Source organism: Amycolatopsis sp. cmx-4-83 (assembly GCF_046548815.1).
Lineage (GTDB): Bacteria > Actinomycetota > Actinomycetes > Mycobacteriales > Pseudonocardiaceae > Amycolatopsis > Amycolatopsis pretoriensis_A.
Genome location: NZ_JAEBEF010000007.1, coordinates 304,676 through 325,428, shown reverse-complemented (window position 1 = coordinate 325,428; position 20,753 = coordinate 304,676). Strand labels below are relative to the sequence as shown.

The 20,753-nt window shown below is 72.0% G+C and carries 17 protein-coding genes; 12 read left to right on the top strand and 5 right to left on the bottom strand.

What is annotated here, in order from left to right; all coding sequences use genetic code 11:
- Positions 1-45: 45 nt before the first annotated feature.
- Positions 46-1,116: a toll/interleukin-1 receptor domain-containing protein gene (locus ACLJQM_RS23080; protein WP_410632728.1), complete on the top strand. Its 1,071-nt coding sequence runs from the start codon at positions 46-48 to the stop codon at positions 1,114-1,116.
- Positions 1,117-1,121: 5 nt separating this feature from the next.
- Here the strand turns inward: ACLJQM_RS23080 and ACLJQM_RS23075 are convergent, their stop codons facing one another.
- Positions 1,122-1,787, bottom strand: a complete 666-nt coding sequence (locus ACLJQM_RS23075; protein ID WP_410632727.1) for a TetR/AcrR family transcriptional regulator — start codon at positions 1,785-1,787, stop codon at positions 1,122-1,124.
- A gap of 174 nt (positions 1,788-1,961) precedes the next feature.
- Here ACLJQM_RS23075 and ACLJQM_RS23070 point away from each other — a divergent pair, with 174 nt between their 5' ends.
- From ACLJQM_RS23070 to ACLJQM_RS23025, 10 genes are all read left to right on the top strand, one after another.
- The gene (locus ACLJQM_RS23070; RefSeq protein WP_410632726.1) at positions 1,962-3,428 is read left to right on the top strand and encodes an amino acid permease; all 1,467 of its coding nucleotides are present in this window, start codon (positions 1,962-1,964) and stop codon (positions 3,426-3,428) included.
- Between the two features lie 10 nt (positions 3,429-3,438).
- Complete coding sequence (locus ACLJQM_RS23065) at positions 3,439-4,272, top strand: urea amidolyase associated protein UAAP1 (RefSeq protein ID WP_410632725.1); 834 nt, start codon at positions 3,439-3,441, stop codon at positions 4,270-4,272.
- A complete protein-coding gene (locus tag ACLJQM_RS23060) occupies positions 4,269-4,904 on the top strand; it encodes an urea amidolyase associated protein UAAP2 (protein WP_247011782.1) in 636 nt (211 codons plus the stop codon). Before ACLJQM_RS23065 ends, ACLJQM_RS23060 begins: the two co-directional genes overlap by 4 nt.
- Positions 4,901-8,428: an urea carboxylase gene (gene uca, locus ACLJQM_RS23055; RefSeq protein ID WP_410632724.1), complete on the top strand. Its 3,528-nt coding sequence runs from the start codon at positions 4,901-4,903 to the stop codon at positions 8,426-8,428. The genes ACLJQM_RS23060 and uca overlap by 4 nt, the downstream gene beginning before the upstream one ends.
- Complete coding sequence (locus tag ACLJQM_RS23050; RefSeq protein WP_410632723.1) at positions 8,425-10,029, top strand: allophanate hydrolase; 1,605 nt, start codon at positions 8,425-8,427, stop codon at positions 10,027-10,029. The genes uca and ACLJQM_RS23050 overlap by 4 nt, the downstream gene beginning before the upstream one ends.
- A 299-nt stretch (positions 10,030-10,328) precedes the next feature.
- Positions 10,329-10,529 carry a hypothetical protein gene (locus ACLJQM_RS23045; protein ID WP_410632722.1) on the top strand — a complete coding sequence of 67 codons (201 nt, stop codon included), beginning with the start codon at positions 10,329-10,331 and terminating at the stop codon, positions 10,527-10,529.
- Between the two features lie 109 nt (positions 10,530-10,638).
- Complete coding sequence (locus ACLJQM_RS23040; RefSeq protein WP_410632721.1) at positions 10,639-11,250, top strand: DUF998 domain-containing protein; 612 nt, start codon at positions 10,639-10,641, stop codon at positions 11,248-11,250.
- Between the two features lie 348 nt (positions 11,251-11,598).
- A complete protein-coding gene (locus ACLJQM_RS23035; protein WP_410632720.1) occupies positions 11,599-11,832 on the top strand; it encodes a hypothetical protein in 234 nt (77 codons plus the stop codon).
- 200 nt (positions 11,833-12,032) lie between these two features.
- Positions 12,033-13,223: a thiolase family protein gene (locus ACLJQM_RS23030; RefSeq protein WP_247025215.1), complete on the top strand. Its 1,191-nt coding sequence runs from the start codon at positions 12,033-12,035 to the stop codon at positions 13,221-13,223.
- Positions 13,223-15,334, top strand: coding sequence for a 3-hydroxyacyl-CoA dehydrogenase NAD-binding domain-containing protein (locus tag ACLJQM_RS23025; protein ID WP_410632719.1), 2,112 nt, complete (start codon positions 13,223-13,225; stop codon positions 15,332-15,334). Before ACLJQM_RS23030 ends, ACLJQM_RS23025 begins: the two co-directional genes overlap by 1 nt.
- Here the strand turns inward: ACLJQM_RS23025 and ACLJQM_RS23020 are convergent.
- Positions 15,331-15,771 carry a hypothetical protein gene (locus ACLJQM_RS23020; RefSeq protein ID WP_247011791.1) on the bottom strand — a complete coding sequence of 147 codons (441 nt, stop codon included), beginning with the start codon at positions 15,769-15,771 and terminating at the stop codon, positions 15,331-15,333. The genes ACLJQM_RS23025 and ACLJQM_RS23020 overlap by 4 nt on opposite strands.
- Positions 15,772-15,828: 57 nt before the next feature.
- Between ACLJQM_RS23020 and ACLJQM_RS23015 the strand changes: the two genes are divergently transcribed.
- Positions 15,829-17,355, top strand: coding sequence for a twin-arginine translocation signal domain-containing protein (locus ACLJQM_RS23015; protein WP_410632718.1), 1,527 nt, complete (start codon positions 15,829-15,831; stop codon positions 17,353-17,355).
- Here the strand turns inward: ACLJQM_RS23015 and ACLJQM_RS23010 are convergent.
- From ACLJQM_RS23010 to ACLJQM_RS23000, 3 genes are read right to left on the bottom strand one after another with little or no spacing between them, the layout of a single operon-like run.
- Positions 17,352-18,476 (bottom strand): sensor histidine kinase, encoded by a 1,125-nt coding sequence (locus ACLJQM_RS23010; protein ID WP_410632717.1) that lies wholly within the window; start codon positions 18,474-18,476, stop codon positions 17,352-17,354. The two genes, ACLJQM_RS23015 and ACLJQM_RS23010, sit on opposite strands and share 4 nt — an antisense overlap.
- Positions 18,473-19,153: a response regulator transcription factor gene (locus tag ACLJQM_RS23005; protein ID WP_247011794.1), complete on the bottom strand. Its 681-nt coding sequence runs from the start codon at positions 19,151-19,153 to the stop codon at positions 18,473-18,475. Before ACLJQM_RS23005 ends, ACLJQM_RS23010 begins: the two co-directional genes overlap by 4 nt.
- A gap of 35 nt (positions 19,154-19,188) precedes the next feature.
- On the bottom strand, positions 19,189-20,694 hold the full coding sequence (locus tag ACLJQM_RS23000; protein WP_360767171.1) for a PucR family transcriptional regulator: 1,506 nt from the start codon (positions 20,692-20,694) through the stop codon (positions 19,189-19,191).
- Positions 20,695-20,753: the final 59 nt, after the last annotated feature.

Sequence of the window (20,753 nt, the reverse complement as noted above, 5' to 3'; positions counted from 1 at the left end):
CGCGCCTAGCCTTGGCGGAGTCCGCGTTCGGCGAAAGCGTGCTCGATGACCGACTTCATGTCCGACCAGCCGGCCGTCCGGTGCTTCCTCAGCTTCACGCACGAGGACGACGGTTTCCTGAACTTCGTGACTCCGCTGAAGGCGTCCCTCGAGCAGTTCTGCGCCGCCGCGCACGGCCGCAAGATCGAGGTTTTCGTGGACCGCGAGAGCATCGGCTGGGGCGAAGACTGGCGAGCCAGGATCGAGGACGGGCTCAACGCCGCGATGGTCTTCATCCCGGTCGTCACGATGAACTACTTCTACCGGAGCAGCGCCTGCCGGGAGGAACTCACGGCGTTCTACGCCAAAGCCAAGGAACTCGGGCTCACGCAGCTCATCCTGCCCATGATCGTCCTGGGACGGGAACTGATAACCGAGAGCAGCGATGACGCGAACATCCGGATCATCGAGAAGCTGCAGCACATCGACATCGAAGAAGCTGTCCTCGCCGGAGCGGGGACGGCCGAATGGCGGCGAACCATGGCCGCGGTGTCGAAGAAGCTGATCAAGGCCATCCAGTCGGCTGAAAGCAAGCTGGAACAGTTGCCGCCTCCGGCGGACGAGGACGTACCCGGGTTTCAGAAACACAAAGAACGGCTAAACCAGGTCGGACAACTGCTCGATCAGCAACTCCGCATCATCCACGTGTCCCTCCAAGGCATCACCGCTGAGATGCAGGAGGCGGCCGCTGACCTCGACGGTAAGTCCCCGGAGACCGCAAAGGAACGCAACGCCCGGGTGGCCGACACGATCAAGCCGCTCTCCGTGAACATCCAGAAGGCGGGTACCAATTTCGAAGCGACGGTCGCCGAAACCGACACCATCATGCGCTCCTACGCGGCGTTCGTGGCCTCCCACGGCAGCTCCGAGATGGCAGCTCAGGTTCGCAAGGAGCGCCAGGAGTTCTTAGCAGCGCTTGGCGACTTGGAGACCGATTCGATCGCTGAATTTCTCACCGGGATGCGTCAGTTCGAGAAGATCGACGCACCGCTGCGCGCCGCCGTTCGACCGCTCCGCATCGGAGCTCAGTCGCTCCAGCTGGGAATCCGGTTGCTCCGGGAACTCCGGGACCTCTGAACCGGTCAGTCCGCCAGAGTCGCCAGCAGCGTGTGGGCCGCCGCCCTCAGCTCGTCCGACGGCTCACCCACCCCGACCAGCCGCACCACCCCGTCCGCCCCCTCACGGACGTGGGCCTCGACGTCCAACGACGGGTCGTCCCGGCGCACCACGGCGATACTCTCCACCAGCCCGAACACCAGGTCCGTCCGGATCGCCACCGACTCCGCGGCCACCCCCGAAGCCGCCACCAGGCTGCCGTAAGCCGCCTTCAGGTCCGCTCGCTCCGCGCGGAAGCGGGCCAGGTTCGGGGAGGCCACCTCCGGCAGCAAGTACAACGCGCCCAGGTTGTGCCGCGCCCCACCGAGCAAGCCGATGTCCGCGTACGCCAGCGCCCACAGCCGCACCGCCGCCGGGCCCGAAGCACCCACCAGGCGGGCCGCCAAGTCCAACGACGGCCGGACCGTCTCCGCCAGCAACGCCGCGAGGATGTCTTCCTTCGCCGGGAAGTGGTAGTAGAGCGACGCCTGCCTCAGGCCCGCGCGCTCCGCGATCGCGCGGGTCGTCGTCGCCGCGTAGCCGGCTCCGGTGAACAGCTCTCCCGCTGCGTCGAGCACCGCCTGGCGGGCGTCCGGGCGGCTCGCCGCCGCTCCGCTCGCCCTCGGCCTGCCGACTCCCGCCCCTTTGACCACGGGCGTGATCTTGCCAGGTCCGGCTCCGCGGCACCCGCACCGAGGCCGGTTACGCCCGCATGTCGCTGTTGACGCCCGGAAGGCGCGGCCGTTAACGCACCCCTAACGAGCCGGAGATCGAGAAGTCCCGCCGCGGCCCTAATTTCTGTCAAACGATCGAAACAAGGAGACCGCATGCCACCCGACGATCTCGCCGCCTTCGGTTACCGCCAGGAGCTCCGCCGGTCGCTCGGCGGGTTCTCCGCCTTCGCCGCCGGTTTCTCCTTCGTCTCCATCCTCACGACCGTCTTCCAGCTCTTCGGCTTCGGCTACACCTTCGGCGGCCCCCTCTTCTTCTGGACGTGGCCGGTCGTGCTCGGCGGCCAGCTGCTCGTGGCGCTCACCTTCGCCGAACTCGCCGCGCGCTTCCCGCTCGCCGGATCCGTTTACCAGTGGGCGAAACAGCTCTCGAAGGGGTTCCTCGGCTGGCTCGCCGGCTGGATGATGCTGCTCGGCTGCGTCGTCGCCCTCGCCGCCGCGGCGATCGCGCTGCAAGTGGTGCTGCCCTCGGTCTGGGACGGCTTCCAGCTCGTCGGCGGCGACCCGTCGGTGACGTCGCCGTCGGGCGCGGCCAACGCCGTCCTCCTCGGCACGCTCCTGCTCGTCTTCACCACGCTCGTCAACGCCGGCGGCGTCCGGCTGATGGCCCGGATCAACGACGTCGGCGTCGCGGCCGAGCTGCTCGGCGTCGTCGTCCTGATCACCGGGCTGGGGCTGTTCGCCGTCCGCGGTCCGCAGGTGGTGCTGCACGACGCCCCCGGCACGAGCGCGGGGATCAGTGGCGTGCTCGCTTCGGCGCTCATGGCCGCGTACGTGCTCTACGGCTTCGACACCGCCGCGTCGGTCGCCGAAGAAACGAAGGACGCGCGGAAGACGGCGCCCCGCGCGGTCCTGCGCGCCGTGCTCGCGTCCGGGATCGGCGGGCTCGCCGTGGTCGTCACCGCGCTGATGGCCGCGCCCAGCCTCACCGACGGGCAGCTCGCCGGCCACGGCCTGCCGTACGTGATCACCGCCGTCTTCGGCGACACCCTCGGCCGCGTCTTCCTCGCCGACGTCGCCGTCGCCGTCGTGGTCTGCACCCTCACCATCCAGACCGGCACCGTCCGGCTCCTCTACGCGATGGCCCGCGACGGCGCGCTCCCCGCCGCCGCCCGACTTTCGTCGGTGAATCCGCGCACGGGGACGCCGGTCGCGCCCGCCCTCGTCTCCGGCGCGCTCGCCATCGCGCTGCTGCTCCTCAACGTCGGCAACCCGACGCTCTTCAGCACGATCACCGGGACGTCGGTGGTCGTCGTCTACCTGGCGTACCTGCTGGTCACCGGGCCGCTGCTGGTCGCCAGGCTGCGCGGGCGCTTCCCCGCGGAACCCGGCCGGTTTTCCCTGGGCCGCTGGGGTGTTCCGCTGAACGGCGCAGCCGTGCTCTACGGCGTCGCCATGATCGTGAACATCGCCTGGCCGCGTGCGGAGATCTACGACGTCGCCGGTTCGGGCGCCCCCTGGATGCTCTTGTTCCCGATAGAGTTCGTCGGCGGCGCACTGGTGATCGGCTGGCTCTGCTGGCTGCGGCTGCGCCCCGCTCCCGCCCTCGAACCCGCGATCTGAGAGGACGTCCATGAGCACCACCGCCACCACCTACGGCGCCCGGGACCACGCCCGGGCCCAGGCCGGCACCGTGGTCGAAACGATGCCGTCGATCCCGGCGAGTACCTGGCCGGGCACCGTGCCCGGGGTAGCTCCCGAGGCGCTGACCTGGGCCGAGACCGTCGCCGGCGGCGGGTACACGCACAAGGTGCTGGCCCGGGGCACCCGGCTGCGGCTGACCGACGTCGAGGGCGACGCCTGCGCGCACGTGCTGCTGTTCAACGCCGATCAGCCGTGGGAACGGCTGAACGTCGCCGACACGGTGAAGGTGCAGTGGAACGCCTACCTCGGCGAGAAGGTGGCGCTGCTGTCCGACCAGGCCCGTGTGCTCGCCACGATCGTCGAGGACGGCAGCGGCCGCCACGACGCGCTCTGCGGGACGTCCACTGTGGACGGCAACACCGAGCGCTACGGCGACGGCGCCCCGCAGGGCCCCTCCCCCGCCGGTCTGCCGCTGTTCACCCTGGCCGCGGCGAAGAACGGGCTCGGGCCGCGTGATCTGCCGCCGAGCCTGTCGTTCTTCCAGGGCGTGCGCGTCCGGCCCGAAGGCGCACTGGAGTTCACCGGCTCCGCGGGCGCCGGGAAATCCCTCGACCTGCGGATCGAAATCCCGTCGATCGTGCTGATCGCCAACGTGCCGCACCCGGTGGACCCGCGCCCGGGCTACACCGCGACGAACCTCGAAGTCCTCGCCTGGCGCGACCGCCCCTCCACTCCGGACAGTCCGGAGTGGACGCACTCACCCGAAGCCCGGCGCGCGTTCGAGAACACCGCCGACTACCTGACCGCACGGGGGATCGCATGAGCACCGCCTACCGTTCGCAGCTGGAGCTGACCTTCGACGTGCCCGCGCGAGCGCCGTTCTCCACGGTGCTCAAGCGGGGCCAGGAGCTGACGATCGTCGACCTCGGCGGCAACCAGGCCGTCGACTTCCTCTGCTACGACGCGAACGACACGGCGAAGCGCTACAGCGCGGCCGCGACGATCGCCGCGCAGGGCAGCATCTTCCTCACCACCGGCAGCGTGCTGCGCACCCAGGAAAGCGCGCCGCTGCTCACCGTCGTCGCCGACACCTGCGGCCGCCACGACACGCTCGGCGGCGCGTGCAGCAAGGAGTCCAACAGCCTCCGCTACGGCCAGCACACCCGGTACCAGCACGCCTGCGTCGAGAACTTCCTCAGTGAAGGTGCGAAGTGGGGGCTGGGCAAGCGCGACCTGGTCAGCAACGTCAACTGGTACATGAACGTGCCGGTCGAAGAAGACGGCACGCTCGGCATCGTCGACGGCATTTCCGCGCCGGGAATGGAAGTCCGGCTGCGCGCGGAGACCGACGTGCTCGTCCTGGTCTCGAACTGCCCGCAGATCAACAACCCCTGCAACGGGTTCGACCCGACGCCGGTGCGCATGATCGTCACCTCGGCCGGGGGCGGCGAGTGAGGCTGCTCGTCGCCAACCGCGGCGAGATCGCGGTCCGGATCTTCCGCAGCGCCCGGGAACTGGGGCTCGAAACGGTCGCCGTGTACTCCGACGCCGACCGCCTGTCCCCGCACGTGCGGCTCGCCGACCGGGCCGTGCGGCTCGGTCCGGCCCCCGCGGCGGAGAGCTACCTGCGGGCCGGCGCGATCGTCCAGGCCGCCCTCGACACCAGCTGCGACGCGATCCACCCCGGCTACGGCTTCCTCTCGGAGGACGCGGCGTTCGCGCGAGCCTGCGAAGACGCCGGGATCGCGTTCGCCGGTCCGTCGCCGGAGCACCTGGAAGTGTTCGGCAGCAAGCACACCGCGCGCGAGGCGGCGATCGCGGCGGGCGTGCCGCTGCTGGCCGGCACCGGCCTGCTGTCCGATGTGGACGAGGCACTGGCGCGCGCGGACGACATCGGCTACCCGGTGATGCTCAAGGCGACCGGCGGCGGGGGCGGCATCGGCATGCGTGCCTGCGCCTCCCCCGAAGAACTGCGCGCCGCCTGGGACACCGTCCGCAGCGTCGCGGCCAAGAGCTTCGCGAGTTCCGGCGTCTTCCTGGAACGGCTGGTGACCCGAGCGCGGCACGTCGAGGTCCAGGTGTTCGGCGACGGCTTCGGCGAAGTCATGGCGCTGGGCACGCGGGACTGCTCGCTGCAGCGGCGCAACCAGAAGGTCGTCGAGGAGTGCCCGGCACCGGACCTGCCCGAAACCGTCCGCAAGCAGCTCGTCGAATCGGCCGTCGCGCTGTGCTCGTCGGTCCGGTACCGCTCGGCGGGCACGGTCGAGTACGTCTACGACCCCGGCCGCGGCGAGGCGGCGTTCCTCGAGGTCAACACCCGGCTGCAGGTCGAGCACCCGGTCACCGAGGCGGTGTACGGCGTCGACCTGGTCGCCTGGATGCTGCGGCTCGCCCAGGGCGACCGCGCGATGTTCCGCGCGACGCCGGTCGCGCGCGGCCACGCCGTCGAAGCCCGCGTGTACGCCGAGGACCCGAACGCCGGGCACCGGCCCAGCTCCGGGCTCGTGACGCGGGCGGAGTTCCCGGCCGGCGCCCGGGTGGACACCTGGGTCGAGCCGGGCACCACCGTGACCACGCACTACGACCCGTTGCTGGCCAAGGTGATCTGCACCGGTACCGACCGCGCGGCCGCGCTGGCGAACCTCCGCGACGCGCTCGCCGCGACCCGCGTCGACGGCGTCCGGACCAACCTCGGGCAGCTGCGCGCGGCGGCCGCCGACGCGGCGTTCGGCTCGGCCGCCCACGACACGTCCACTTTGGACGACATCGCGGACGACGAGCCCCAGATCGACGTCGTGCGCGGCGGAACGATGACCACCGTGCAGGACTGGCCGGGCCGCATCGGGTTCTGGCCCGTCGGGGTGCCGCCGAGCGGCCCGATGGACGACCTTTCGCTGCGGCTGGGCAACCTCGCCCTCGGCAACCCCGAGGGCGCGCCCGGCCTGGAGTGCACTGTGGACGGTGTCACGCTGCGGTTCTCGCACGCCACGCAGGTGTGCGTCACCGGCGCGCCGACGACCGTCCTCGTCGACGGCACCGAAGCACCGTTGTGGGCACCGGTCGAAGTACCCGCCGGAGCCACCCTGGACGTCCGCGCGTGCACGGCCGGGTTGCGCAGCTACGTGCTCGTCCGCGGCGGCATCGACGTCCCGGCGTTCCTCGGCAGCGCGGCGACGTTCACCCTCGGGAAGTTCGGCGGCCACGGCGGCCGCGCGCTGGCCGCGGGCGACGTCCTGCGGCCCGGCCCGGCGCCCGCGGATCCCGTGGTGGGCCCGGTCGCCGACCGGCCGGACTTCGCCGGCCACTGGACGATCGGCGCGCTCGAAGGACCGCACGCGGCACCGGAGTTCTTCACCACCGGCGACGTCGACACCTTCTACGCCACCGACTGGCAGGTGCACTTCAACTCGGCTCGCACCGGCGTCCGCCTCGTCGGGCCACGGCCGAAGTGGGCGCGGCCGGACGGCGGTGAGGCGGGCCTGCACCCGTCGAACATCCACGACACGCCGTACGCGATCGGCACCGTCGACTACACCGGCGACCTGCCGATCCTGCTCGGCCCGGACGGGCCCAGCCTGGGCGGGTTCGTCTGCCCGGCGACGGTCGCCACCGGCGAGCGGTGGAAGCTCGGGCAGCTGCGCCCGGGCGACACCGTGCGGTTCGTGCCGATCGGCACCGACCACGCGGCGGCGCTGCGGACCCGGCCCGCGACGGCGGTCGAGCCGAGCCGGCCCGCGCGCGACGACGGCGGCGTCCTCGCGCGACTGTCCGCTTCGGACGGAGAGCCACCGGTCACCTACCGCCGCAGCGGGGACGACAACCTGCTCGTCGAGTACGGCGAAATGAAGCTCGACCTGGCGCTGCGGATGCGGGTGCACGCGCTCGCGGAGCGGCTCGCGGCCGAAGGTGTGCCGGGGATCGTCGACCTGACGCCGGGCATCCGGTCGCTGCAGGTGCACGTCGACCCGGACGCGCTGCCGGTCGGCAAGGCGCTCGGGCTGGTGCGAGAGCTGGAACGGGACCTGCCGCCCACGCACGACCTCGTGGTGCCCAGCCGCCGCGTCCGGCTGCCGCTGTCGTGGGACGACCCGGCCACGCGCGAGGCGATCGAGCGGTACATGACGGGCGTCCGCGACGACGCGCCGTGGTGCCCGTGGAACATCGAGTTCATCCGGCGCGTCAACGGTCTGTCCAGTGTGGACGACGTCTACCGGACGGTGTTCGACGCCGAATACCTGGTGCTGGGCCTCGGCGACGTCTACCTCGGCGCGCCGGTCGCGACGCCGCTCGACCCGCGCCACCGCCTGGTCACGACGAAGTACAACCCGGCGCGGACGTGGACGGCGGAGAACTCCGTCGGCATCGGCGGCGCCTACCTCTGCATCTACGGCATGGAAGGCCCGGGCGGCTACCAGTTCGTCGGGCGGACCACGCAGGTGTGGAACAGCTGGCACGGCGGCGACCAGCCGTGGTGCCTGCGGTTCTTCGACCGGATCTCCTGGTACCCGGTGTCCGCCGAGGAACTCCTGGACCTGCGCGCGCAAAGCGCTTCCGGCCAGCTGGCGCTCGACACGACCGAAGGCACCTTCGCGCTGGCCGACTACGAGGAGTTCCTGGCGGCCAACGCCGACAGCATCTCGGCGTTCCGGGCGACGCAGGCGGCCGCGTTCGAGGCGGAGCGGAAGGCGTGGGCCGCGGCGGGCGAGTTCGACCCGAAACCGGAGCCGGTCACCCGGCCCCCGGCGCGCGTCGAGGCACCGCCGGGCGGGCACGTCGTCGAGGCGCCCTTCGCGGCGACCGTGTGGCGGGTCGACGTCACCGCGGGCGAGCGCGTCGAGGACGCGCAGTCGCTGGTGACACTGGAAGCGATGAAGACGGAGGCGCGGATCCCCGCGCCGGCGAGCGGTGAGGTGGTCGAAGTGCTCGTGTCCCCCGGCGACCAGGTGGCGCCCGGAACGCCGTTGGTGGTGCTCGGATGAGCCTCGTCGAGCGGGTGCGCGCGGCGTACCGCCGGATCGAGCAGGTGGACCGGCCGGAGATCTGGATCGACCTGCGGCCCGAAGCCGAGGTCCTGGCCGAGGCCGCCGCGCCGGAAGCACGCGGGCGGCCGCTGTACGGCAAGCTCGTCGCGGTCAAGGGCAACATCGACGTCGCCGGGCTGCCGACCACGGCGGGCTGCCCGGCGTACGCGTACAAGCCGGAAGCCGACGCCCCGGTCGTCGCGCGGCTGCGGGAGGCCGGCGCGCTGGTGCTCGGCACGACCAACCTGGACCAGTTCGCGACCGGCCTGGTCGGGACGCGCAGCCCGTACGGCGCGGTGCGCAACGCCGTCGACCCGGCGTACGTCTCCGGCGGGTCGAGTTCGGGGTCCGCGGTGGCGGTGGCGCTGGGGATCGTCGACCTGGCACTGGGCACCGACACCGCGGGATCGGGCCGGGTGCCGGCGGCGTTCAACGGGATCGTCGGGCTCAAGCCGACGCCCGGGCTGCTGCCGGCCGAGGGCGTGGTGCCCGCGTGCGCGAGCATCGACTGCGTGTCGCTGTTCGCGCGGACGGTCGAGGAGGCGTCGTTCGCGCTGACCTGCCTGGCCGAGCCCGCGCAGGTCCACACGGGACGGTTCCGGCTGGGTGTGCCCGACCACCTGGGTCCCCTCGCCGACGGCTGGGCGGACGCCTTCGCGGCCTCCGTCGAAGCCTACGCCGCGGCGGGCGCCGAAGTGACCACTGTGGACACATCGGCCTTCCTGGAAGCCGCGCAGTTGTTGTACGGCGGTGCTTTCGTGGCCGAGCGCTACACGGCGGTCGGCGAATTCCTGGACGCGCACCCGGAGTCCGTCGACCCGGTGGTGCACGGCATCATCACCGGCGCCCGCGACATCCCCGCGCACCGGCTGTTCGCGGACCAGGCGAAGCTGGCCGCGTTGCGCGCCGAAGCACTGGCCGCGCTGGCCGGCGTCGACGCGCTGCTGTTCCCGACGACGACCGAGCACCCCACGATCGCCGAGGTGGCCGCGGACCCGGTCGCGGTCAACGCCCGCCTGGGCCGGTTCACCAACTCCACCAACCTGTTCGGCCTGTCCGCACTGGCGATCCCGGCCGGCACCGTGGCCGGGCGGCCGTTCGGCGTGATGCTGGTCGGCGCCCCGCACGACGACCTGAAGCTGGCCGCGCTGGCCGGGCTGCGCGACGAGCGGGTGCCGATCGTCGTGGTCGGCGCACACCTGCGCGGCCAGCCTCTGAACCACGAGCTGACTTCGCGCGGCGGGCGGTTCGTCTCGCCGGTTTCCACGTCGGCGTCGTACCGGTTGTTCGCGCTGGACACCGTGCCACCGAAGCCGGGCCTGGTGCGGGTCGCTGACGGCGGCGTCGCGATCGCGGCGGAGGTGTGGGAGCTGCCGGTGCGGGGCTTCGGCGAGTTCGTTTCCCGGATTCCCGCGCCGCTGGTGATCGGGAAGGTGGAGCTGGCGGACGGCACACGGGTGCCCGGCTTCCTGTGCGAACCGGCGGCGACGGAAGGGGCGGCGGACATTTCGGCGAAGGGCGGCTGGCTGGCACACCTCGGCGTGCGTTCGCCCGGGTGATCCGGTCCGCCCGCCTCAACCGCGGGTTCCGGTGGAGCGTGTCCGCTGCGCAAGAAGCGGTTCGCTCGACCGGAGGGAAGGGAAATGCGCACCATCGCTCGGATCGGCGCGGCACTGGGGATCACGGCGGTGGTCGCCACGGCGACCGCAGGGGTGGCCTCGGCCGCGCCGGCCGGCTACCAGGTGGACGTCGACCACAGCACCGGGGGCTTGGCCACCTCGACCTGGGGAGACCTCAGCTGGTCGACGTCCTTGCGGACAGTCACCTGGACATCGCCGGCTACCAGGGCTCGACCAAGATGACGCCGTCGTTCACCGACAGCGGCTGCGCGGACAGCGGCGTGAACGAAACCTGGACGTACCCCAACCCGCTGTCGCTGTCCACGACCGTGCCCGGCGGGATCGACCACGTGATCGTCCGGCTGACCGACACCGGGCACAAGATCATGCACCACGCCAACTGCTACCAGTCCGCGTCGGTCTGCCAGAAGAACCACTGACGCCCGGCCGGATAACGATCAGCCGCGATCCGGGCGTCCTCGCGGTAACGGGCCTCAAACCCCGCCTCGAAAACGCCGATGAACCGGGTAGCGACCCCCGGAGGCGGCGATGACCACGGCGACCCAGACCCCGCTCGTCCACTCGTACCTGTTCCTGCGGCGCGCCATCGGGCTCATCGGCCTGGCCCTCCCGTTCGTCCTCATCTTCGGCAAGCAGCTCGTCCAGGGCGGCGACCTGATCGGCTCCCTCAGCGGCTACTACTACACCGACGTCCGCGACGTCTTCGTCGGCTCGATGTGCGCGGCCGGGGTGTTCCTGCTCGCCTACTACGGTCACGACTTCGTCGACAACGTCGCCAGCAGCGTCGCCGGTCTCGGGGCGATCGGGCTCGCGTTGTTCCCGACCACCCCGGACCACGACGTGACGGCCTGGGACCGGACGTCGGGTGTGCTGCACCTCGTGTTCGCCGCGGTGTTCTTCCTCGCGCTGGCCTACTTCTGCCTGCGCCTGTTCCCCCACGACGGCGAGCAGCCCCCGGGCACCGGGATCGTCTACCGCGTTTGCGGCGCGGTGATCCTGGCCGCGCTGGCGCTGATCGCGCTGACCAGCTGGCTGCGGCTGCTGCCCGGCTGGCACCCGGCGCTGTGGCTGGAGAGCGCCGCGGTGTGGGCCTTCGGCGTCGCCTGGCTCGTGAAGGGGCGGACGATGACGCCCCGATGATGTCGGGACGAGTGGGCCGATCTCGACAGGGGTGAGACAGCCGGAGGTCACTCGTGGACGTCGCACTCGCGATCAGCGCCTCAAGTCTGTTGATCGCTGCGAGCCGATTCCGCTGGAGTCAGTCCATTTGACCAAGCGCGCACAGCCCAGCGAGGACGGCGAACTGGAACGAACTCCCGGCCGGCAGAATTCCCTCTACAACGGCCGGATGTACCGGCTCCTCAGGGTCCACTGCGAAGCAAGGCGTCTCGACCTCTGTTTCACGACGGGACGCTACTTCGACCATCTGGACACCTCGCTGGTCCCGACCTCGGCGGCGGCTTCGACTTCGACCGGTGGAAGAACATCATGCGGGAGTGCGGAGAGGAGTTCTCGGACGTCGAAGAAGCTCGTGGTCGCGGCGGACGACCGATCGGCTACTCGCGGGACGAGCCGTTCCTCCTCGACGGGAAACCGAGCCTGTACACCGTGTGCGTGCTCGATTCACCGACGTTCGACGAGATCTTCGCGGGGATGGTCTCGAGTGGACCGGAGGGGACCATCCTCGTGGGCCCGGATCGGCGGGGCTCGGCGTCATCGTGACGCGCTCGGAGTCGCCCCACCTCCCTGAAACGCGGCAGCTCGGCCTCGAAGGACGCCCAAGAGTGTGCCGTAGCCCACTCGACCGGGCCACTCCACTGGTTACCGACGGGTAACAAGGGCTATCGTGCGGTCAAAGACCTCTACTTCATGGAGCACCAGTGGCCGCACCAGCAACGCCGCTCGCGCCGAACGCGCGGGGCGTGCGAAACGTCGCCTTCGTCGAGGGGGTACGGACCCCCTTCGGCAAGGCCGGCGACAAGGGCATCTACGCCGGGACGCGGGCGGACGACCTCGTCGTCAACGCCATCCGCGAGCTGCTGCGGCGGCACCCCGAACTGCCGCCCGAGCGCGTCGACGAGGTGGCCATCGCCGCCACCACGCAGATCGGCGACCAGGGCCTGACCATCGGCCGCACCGCCGCGCTCCTCGCCGGCCTGCCGAAGTCCGTCCCCGGCTTCGCCATCGACCGCATGTGCGCCGGCGCGATGACCGCCGTCACCACCGCCGCGTCCGGCATCGGCTTCGGTGCCTACGACATCGCCATCGCCGGCGGTGTCGAGCACATGGGCCGCCACCCGATGGGTGAAGGCGTCGACCCGAACCCGCGGATCATCGCCGACAAGCTCGTCGACCCGACCGCGCTCGTCATGGGCCAGACCGCCGAGAACCTGCACGACCGGTTCCCCGCGATCACCAAGCAGCGCACCGACGCCTACGCCGCGCGCAGCCAGGAGCGCTACGCCGAAGCCGTCAAGACCGGCAAGATCGGCCCCGAGCTGGTCCCGGTCGCGACCCGCTCGAAGGAGCTGGGCTGGGGCCTGGCCACCGAGGACGAGCCGCCGCGGCCCGGCACCACGCTGGAAACCCTCGCCGGGCTGAAGACGCCGTTCCGCCCGCACGGCCGGATCACCGCGGGCAACGCGGCCGGCCTCAACGACGGTGCCACCGCCTCGCTCCTCGCCGACGAGGACACCGCCCGCGAGCTGGGCCTGCCGGTCGCCATGCGGCTGGTCGGCTACTCCTTCGCCGGTGTCGAGCCGGAGGTCATGGGCATCGGCCCGGTGCCGGCCACCGAGAAGCTGTTCAAGCGCACCGGTCTCTCCATCGACGACATCGGCCTGTTCGAGATCAACGAGGCCTTCGCCGTGCAGGTGCTGGCCTTCCTCGACCACTTCGGCATCGACGACGAAGACCCGCGCGTGAACCAGTGGGGCGGGGCCATCGCGTGCGGCCACCCGCTGGCTTCCTCCGGCGTCCGGCTCATGACGCAGCTGGCGCGCCAGTTCGCGGAGCGGCCCGACGTGCAGTACGGCATGACCACGATGTGCATCGGCATCGGCATGGGCGGCACCGTGATCTGGGAGAACCCGGCCTTCGAGGGGGCGAAGTAATGACTTTCACCGCTGAAGAAGCGAAGGCCGCGTTCCCGGACGAGGTCGTCACGAACGCCGTCACGCGGCTGGTCAAGGTGCCCGGGCTCGCCAAGCCCGTCGCGCTGATCACCCTCGACAACGGCCACGACCACACCCGGCCGAACACGTTCGGCCCGCAGGGGCTCGTGTCGCTGAACTCCGCGCTGGACAAGGCGTTCGAGGCCGAGCCGGCCGCGATCGCCGTCACCGGCAAGCCGTTCATCTTCGCCGTCGGCGCCGACCTCTCGGGCGTCGAGTCCGTCAGCGACCCGAAGCTGGCGCGCGAGATCGCCCAGACCGGGCACGACGTGTTCCGCCGCCTCACCGAAACGAAGATCCCGACGTTCGGGTTCATCAACGGCGCGGTCATGGGCGGCGGCCTCGAGCTGGCGCTGTCCTGCCACTACCGGACACTGTCGGAGAACACCGCCGCGATCGCGTTCCCCGAGGTCTTCCTCGGCCTGTTCCCGGGCTGGGGCGGCACGCAGCTGCTGCCGAACCTCATCGGCGCGGACGCCGCCGTCACGGTGATCATCGAGAACGCCCTGGCGCAGAACAAGATGCTGAACGTCAAGCAGACGGCCGAGCTCGGCATCGTCGACGCGGTCTTCGGCTCGGCCGACTACCTCGAGCAGTCGCTGCTGTGGCTGGCCAAGGTCGTCAACGGCGAGATCACCCCGGCCCGCCGGGAGATCGACCGCGGTTCCGGCTGGGACGCCGCGATCGCCCGCGCCAAGTCCATTGTGGACGGCCGGACGCACGGTGCCTCGCCGGGCGCGGCCAAGGCCGTCGAGCTGCTGGAGCTGGCCCGCGAGAACGATCTCGACCGCGGGTACGCGGCCGAGACCGACGGCCTCGCCGAGCTGCTCATGTCCGACGTCCTGCGCGCCGGGCTGTACTCGTTCAACCTGGTCAACAAGCGCGCCAAGCGCCCGGCCGGCGCGCCGGACAAGAACCTGGCCCGCAAGGTGAACAAGGTCGGCATCGTCGGCGCCGGCCTGATGGCCAGCCAGCTCGCGCTGCTGTTCGTGCGCCGCCTGAAGGTGCCGGTCGTGCTGACCGACGTCGACCAGGAGCGCGTCGACAAGGGTGTCGGCTACGTCCACGCCGAGATCGACAAGCTCCTGGGCAAGAAGCGCGTGTCCCCGGACGGCGCGAACCGGCTCAAGGCGCTGGTCTCCGGCTCGCTCGACAAGGCCGCCTTCGCCGACGCCGACTTCGTCATCGAAGCCGTCTTCGAGGAGCTGGGCGTCAAGCAGCAGGTGTTCGCCGAGCTGGAGCAGCACGTCAAGCCCGAGGCGATCCTGGCGACGAACACCTCGTCGCTGTCGATCACCGCGATGGCGTCGAAGCTGCAGCACCCCGAGCGCGTGGTCGGCTTCCACTTCTTCAACCCGGTGGCCGTGCTGCCGCTGCTGGAGATCGTCCGCGGCGAGCAGACCGACGACGCGTCGCTGGCGACCGCGTTCTCGGTCGGCAAGCAGCTCAAGAAGTCCAGCGTGCTGGTGAAGGACGCGTCGGCGTTCGTCGTCAACCGGCTCCTGCTGCGCTTCCTCGGCGAGGTGCTGGTCACCGTCGACGAGGGCACGCCGTTCGAGGTCGCCGACTCCGCGCTCGAGCCGCTGGGCCTGCCGATGACGCCGCTGACGCTGATGCAGCTCGTCGGCCCGGCCATCGCGCTGCACGTCGGCGAGACGCTGCACGAGGCGTTCCCGGACCGGTTCACCGTGTCCGACAACCTCGCGAAGTTCGTCAAGGCGGGCAAGAAGGGCGTGTGGGTCTGGGATTCCCAGGGCAACCAGTCCGCCGACCCCGAGGTCGTCGAGCTGTGGACGCAGGGCGACAAGCCGTCCACTTCGGAGCAGGTGCGTGACCGGGCGCTGTCCGCGATCGCCGAGGAGATCCGGATCATGCTCGACGAGGGCGTGGTCGCCGAGGCGCAGGACATCGACCTGTGCCTGATCCTCGGCGCGGGCTGGCCGTTCTGGAACGGCGGCATCACGCCGTACCTGGACCGCTCCGGCGTGTCCGAGCGCGTGAACGGCAAGCCGTTCCTCGCCCCGGGCGTGGCCTCGGTTCCGGCCGGCTAGTACTCGCCCTCCCGAGGGCACTTCGGCGGCGGCGCGGTGAGTTTCAGCTGCGCCGCCGTCGCGTCGGAGTCGATGACCGTCACCCGCTCGGCCTTCCGGAAGCGGGCGTGCAGCTCCTGCGCCCACGCCTTCAGGTCGGTTCCCGGGACGGCGAGCAGCGACACCGACGGCGGGTCGACGAACACCCGCCGCGCCTTCGGGTCGTCGCGCACGGCCGGCATCGCCGCCCGCAGCTCGGCGTCGGCGGGGAAGACCACCACCACCGCCGCGCACAGCGTGTGGCCGGCCAGCGGCGCCGGGTTCGTGTCCACCGGCAGGTCCGGCGGGCGCTTCAGGGCCGCGACGCCGAAGGCCAGCCCCACCCCGACGGCGGCGGCCAGCGCGATCACCGGGACCAGCACCCGGACCAGCGGCTTCTCCTCCACGTCCAAGATCACAGCACACGTTGGCCGCCGGGACACCGCCCGTTCACCCCGGCGGCTTAGCGTCCGCGCGTGACCACCGACAGACGCCGGTTCCTCAAGGGTGCCGGGCTCGCGGCCGCCGCCGCGAGCATCCCCCTCCCCGATCTCGACGTCGACCTGAGCCGGCTGTGCGGCCGCTACCAGTGGCTGGTGGGCGACCACCACACGCACAGCCAGTACTCCTACGACGCGATGTACCGGATCGACCAGATCGCGCGCGGCGGGCGCGCGCACGGCGCCGACTGGATCGTCTTCACCGACCACGGCCACGCCGAGCACGAGAAGGTGTCGGTCGAGCCGACCGAGGCGGACTTCCTCGCCGCCCGGCGGAAGTACCCGGACCTGCTGCTGTGGCACGGCATGGAGTGGAACGTCCCGGGCGCCGAGCACGCGACGGTGTTCTTCCAGGCCGGCGACCGGCAAGCCGCGAAACTGCGCGAGTTCGAGCGGACCTTCGACTGGCGGCTGACGAACTCCGAGGCGTCGGGCCCGGCGAACGAGGCACTCGCATTGCGCGCGTTGCGCTGGCTCGCCGACGAAGAGCGCGCAAAACGGATCCACGCGCCGGTCGTGCTGATCAACCACCCGCTGCGCAACGGGCGCGTCGCCCCGCACGAGCTGCGGGCCTACCGCGACGCCGCTCCGCACATCGTGATCGGCATGGAGGGCGCACCCGGCGCGCAGGCCGACGGCTTCCCGAAGCCGCTCGGCAACGGCGGCGCGCGCGGCGGCTACGCCAACGGCGCGGGCGCGAACTCGTGGCCGGGCTTCCCGCCGGAGGCGTACCGGACGTACGGCGGCTGGGACTGGTCGACGGCGAAGGTCGGCGGGCTCTGGGACTCGCTGCTCGCCGAGGGCAAGCCGTGGTGGATCACCACCAACTCCGACTCGCACTACAACCGCGGCGACACGCTGGTCCGCCCGCCGGTGGCGGACGACTGGTACGACACGCACGGCAAGTACCCCGACCCGGTCGACAGCGGCGTCCCGCAGCTGGTCCCGCCGTACGCGGACTTCCACCCGGGCGAGTTCAGCCGCACGCACGTCGGCGTCACGCGGCGCAGCCTCGAAGGCGTGCTGGAGGGCCTGCGCGCGGGCCGGATCTGGCTCTCGCACGGCGGCCTGGTCCAGTCCCTCGAGGTCGGCGCGTACGGCGGCGGCTCCGCGGCGACGCTGGGCGGCCGCCTGCGGGTCCGGCGCGGTTCGGACGTGACGGTCGTGGTCTCCGCGCGGCTCGCGTCCCGCCCGAACGGCGGTGGCTCGATCCCGCGCCTGGCCCGGTTGGACGTCGTCGCGGGCCCGGTCACCGGCCCGGTGCGCGACCCGGACACGATGACGGCGCCGGGCACGCGGGTGGTGGAGTCGTTCGAGCCGCGCTGGGCGCCCGGCCGGCAGGTCGTCTTCCGCCACACCTTCCGCAACGTGCGGGCGCCGTTCTACGCGCGGGTCCGCGGCTCGAACGGCGACGCCGAGCCCACGCCGGACGTCCTCGGGCAGGCGAACCCGTTCGACGACCTGTGGCTGTACGCGAACCCGATCTTCGTGGACGTGCGTTAGCGCACCGGCAGGTGGACGGTCACCCCGAGGCCGCCGCCCACGATGGGTTCCGCCGTCACGCTTCCGCCGTGGGCCTGGACCGCCGCCCGCACGATGGACAGGCCCAGGCCGGCGCCGTTGCGGGCGGTGCGGGCGACGCCCGCGCGGCGGAACGGCTCGAACAGCTCCGCCACCGTCGCCGGGTCCACCAGGCCGCCCGAGGAACGGACCCGCAGCATCGACCACTGCGGGCCCGGCTGGGTCACGACCTCCAGCCAGCCGCCTTCGACGTTGTGGCGGACCGCGTTCTCCAGCAGGTTGCCCGCGATCCGCTCCAGCAGCGCCGGGTCGCCGAACGCCGGGGCCGACGGGGTGGTGAACGCGGCCTGGATGCCGCGGTGCTCGGCCTCCCGGTGCACCGCGCGCCAGGCCCGGTCGACCACGACGGCCAGGTCGACCGGTTCCCGCACCCCGAGCCCGGCGCCGTCCGTGCGGGCCAGCAGCAGCAACGAGTTCACGAGCTGCCCGGCGCGCTCGGTCGCGTCGCGGACCACCCCGCCCATCCGGCGCAGCTCGGCCACGTCGGCGTCGTCGTCGGCGAGGGTGACGTCGAGTTCCGTGCGGATCACCGACAACGGCGTCCGCAGCTCGTGGCTCGCGTTCGCGACGAAGTGGCGTTGCGCGTCGAACGCGGCCTGGAGCCGGTCGAGCATGTCGTCGAACGTCTCGGCCAGCACGGCCAGCTCGTCGCGCGGGCGCACCCCGCCGATCCGCTCCCCCAGCGACTCGACCGACAGCCGCCGCGCGGTGCCGGTGATCTCGCGCAGCGGGAGCAGGACGCGGGAGGTGAACGTCCAGGCGAGGATCGCCGCGGCCGCGACCACGAGCAGGAACGCGATCGAGCCGAACAGCAGCATCCGGTTGCGGGCGTGCACCCGCAGGTGGTCGGCGAGCGTCGAGGCGTCGACCGTGACGCCGTCGACGACCACTGTGCTGCCCGGCGGCATCTGCGGCACGGTGTCGAGCGAATCCCGGACGAGCGTCCAGGCCAGCCAGAGCAGCAGCAGGCTGACGGCGGCGACGAGCACGGTCGCCAGCAGGGTGATCCGGACGCGGAGGCTGCGGGTGCCCGGCAGGTTCACGCGCGTTGCGGCGTGCCGGGTTCCGGCACCCGGTACCCGGAACCGACGACGGTCTCGATGATCCCCGGCTCGCCGAGCTTCTTGCGCAGCGTCATGACGGTGACCCGGACGGTCGTGGTGAACGGGTCGGCGTTCTCGTCCCACACGCGTTCGAGCAGCTCTTCGCTGCTGACCACCGACCCGGCGGCCGACAGCAGGACCTCGAGGACGCCGAACTCCTTGCGCGTCAGCTCGACCGGCCCACTGGCCCGGCGGACGGTCCGCTTGGCCGGGTCCAGCTCGACGTCCCCGGCGGTGAGCAGCGGCGGCGCGGCCGGGGTGGCCCGGCGCCCGAGCGCCCGGACGCGGGCGACCAGCTCGGGGAAGGCGAACGGCTTCGCGAGGTAGTCGTCGGCGCCGAGGGAAAGCCCTTCGACGCGGTCGGACACCGAACTGCTCGCGGTGAGCATCAGCACCCGGGTCAGCTCCCCCGACGCGACGATCTCCCGGCACAGCTCGTCCCCGGACATCCCGGGCAGGTCCCGGTCCAGCAACACGACGTCGTACCGCGTGACGGCGGCCTTCTCGTGCCCGTCGTCACCCGTGAGCGCGACGTCCACCGCCATGCCCTCGCGGCGCAGGCCACGGGCGATCGCGTCGGCCAGGGGTTCTTCGTCCTCGACTACCAAAACTCGCACGAACCCACAATCCCATATCTTCCTGAGAGTGCCCTTTAAGGACTGTGTGTGACCGGTGAGAGCCACCGCAGCGCGAACCACAGCCGCATCCGGACCTCGGGGTCCGCCAAATCCACGTCCAGCGCCCGCTCCACCTGCGCGATCCGGTGCCGGACGCTGTTGCGGTGCACGCCCAGCTCGGCCGCCGTCGGCTCCCAGCCGCCGTGGTGGGCGAGCCACGTCCGCAGCGTCGGCACCAGCGACCGGTCCCCCGCCCGGTCGAGGGCCACCAGCGGTTCCAGCGCCCGCTCGGCGAAGCCCCGGGAAGCGCCCGGGTCCACCAGCGCGTCGAGGTCGAGCGGCGAGTCCCCCGCCACGACCGGGCGCCCCAGCGCCCGGGCCCGCGCGAGCAGCGAGTCGACCTCACTCTCGGACAGCCGGCCCGCCGGTGCCGGGGCGCCCGCCGCCGCCAGCCAGCCGTGGGCGCGCAAGTCTTCGAGCACCGCGAGCGGCGGCGCGGACCCCACGATCGCCACGAACCGGCCGGGGCGCACCGAAACGAGCGGGGTGTCGAGCCGGGCGCGCAGCCAGTCCGGCCGCTGGGCCACCTCGCCGGGCCCCCGCCGGTACGCGGCCCCGGCGACCAGCCGGACGACGTCCGAGCCGAGCAGCGCACGGGCCACCCCGCCGGGCGACGTGCGGCCGAGCAGCAGGCCGGTCGCCGCCGCGCCCAGTTCGGCCGCGTCCGAGCCGGCGCGCCCGACCAGGCCGAGCAGGGCCGCGCCGACCGCGAGGATCGCCCGCTCGGCGCCGTCGAAGCGCGCGGGCCTGCCGACCACCACCAGGTGCGACGCCGTCGCCTGCGGGTACACCGGCTGGACCACCACGAACCCGCCGCCGGCCTCGGTGGTCGCGCTGCGGATCCCGCTGCCCGCCCGCACGGTCGCCACCAGCTCCCGCACCTGCAGCGGCAACGGCGTGGGCGCGTCGTGCGCCGAGGCCAGGACGTCGCCGGCGCCGACCAGCGCGACCCACGACCGCAGCTGTTCGGCCAGCGACGACGTCAGCTCGCCCAGCCCGCCGCCCGCCGCGCGGGTCAGCGTCTCCCGGGCCGCCGTGATCCGCCGCTGTTCGCGTTGCCCGGCCTCGGTGAGCGCGACCGACACCGCCCGGTTGATCGCCAGGAACGGCGTCCGGGCAGGCACCACCAGCAGCGGCAGCCCGTACCGCGCGCAGGCCCGGCGCAGCGGCTCCGGCAGCGTCTCGAAGACCGTCGGGGTGAGCCCGAACCCCAGGGCCGTCACGCCGGCGTCGCGCAGGCCGCGCACGTACCGGTCGACCCGGTCCGGCAGGTTCACCCCGGCGGTGAGGATCAGCTCGCCGCCGACCAGGTAGGGCGCGGGGTCCTGCAGCTCGCTGACGTGGGCCCAGCGCACCGGCGCGTCCAGCGCACCCGGCCGCAGGGTCTCGGGGACGACGTGGAGCGCGAGCTCCCGGTTGCCGACCACGTCCCGTAACGGGACATTCACTTCGGTGGGCACCGAATCCGTGATCGAGGTCATTTCGTCCCCAAGGAGGTCGACTTGGAGATGAATCATCCCATGCCGGAGGGGTGGCGGGC

Bases quoted from the DNA above. Each gene is read 5' to 3' on its own strand.
- ACLJQM_RS23035 (WP_410632720.1), top strand. From the start codon at position 11,599: ATGCGGGAGTGCGGAGAGGAGTTCTCGGACGTCGAAGAAGCTCGTGGT.
- ACLJQM_RS23045 (WP_410632722.1), top strand. From the start codon at position 10,329: ATGACGCCGTCGTTCACCGACAGCGGCTGCGCGGACAGCGGCGTGAAC.
- ACLJQM_RS23025 (WP_410632719.1), top strand. From the start codon at position 13,223: ATGACTTTCACCGCTGAAGAAGCGAAGGCCGCGTTCCCGGACGAGGTC.
- ACLJQM_RS23070 (WP_410632726.1), top strand. From the start codon at position 1,962: ATGCCACCCGACGATCTCGCCGCCTTCGGTTACCGCCAGGAGCTCCGC.
- ACLJQM_RS23080 (WP_410632728.1), top strand. From the start codon at position 46: ATGACCGACTTCATGTCCGACCAGCCGGCCGTCCGGTGCTTCCTCAGC.
- ACLJQM_RS23000 (WP_360767171.1), bottom strand. From the start codon at position 20,694: ATGACCTCGATCACGGATTCGGTGCCCACCGAAGTGAATGTCCCGTTA.
- ACLJQM_RS23065 (WP_410632725.1), top strand. From the start codon at position 3,439: ATGAGCACCACCGCCACCACCTACGGCGCCCGGGACCACGCCCGGGCC.
- ACLJQM_RS23050 (WP_410632723.1), top strand. From the start codon at position 8,425: ATGAGCCTCGTCGAGCGGGTGCGCGCGGCGTACCGCCGGATCGAGCAG.
- ACLJQM_RS23060 (WP_247011782.1), top strand. From the start codon at position 4,269: ATGAGCACCGCCTACCGTTCGCAGCTGGAGCTGACCTTCGACGTGCCC.
- ACLJQM_RS23040 (WP_410632721.1), top strand. From the start codon at position 10,639: ATGACCACGGCGACCCAGACCCCGCTCGTCCACTCGTACCTGTTCCTG.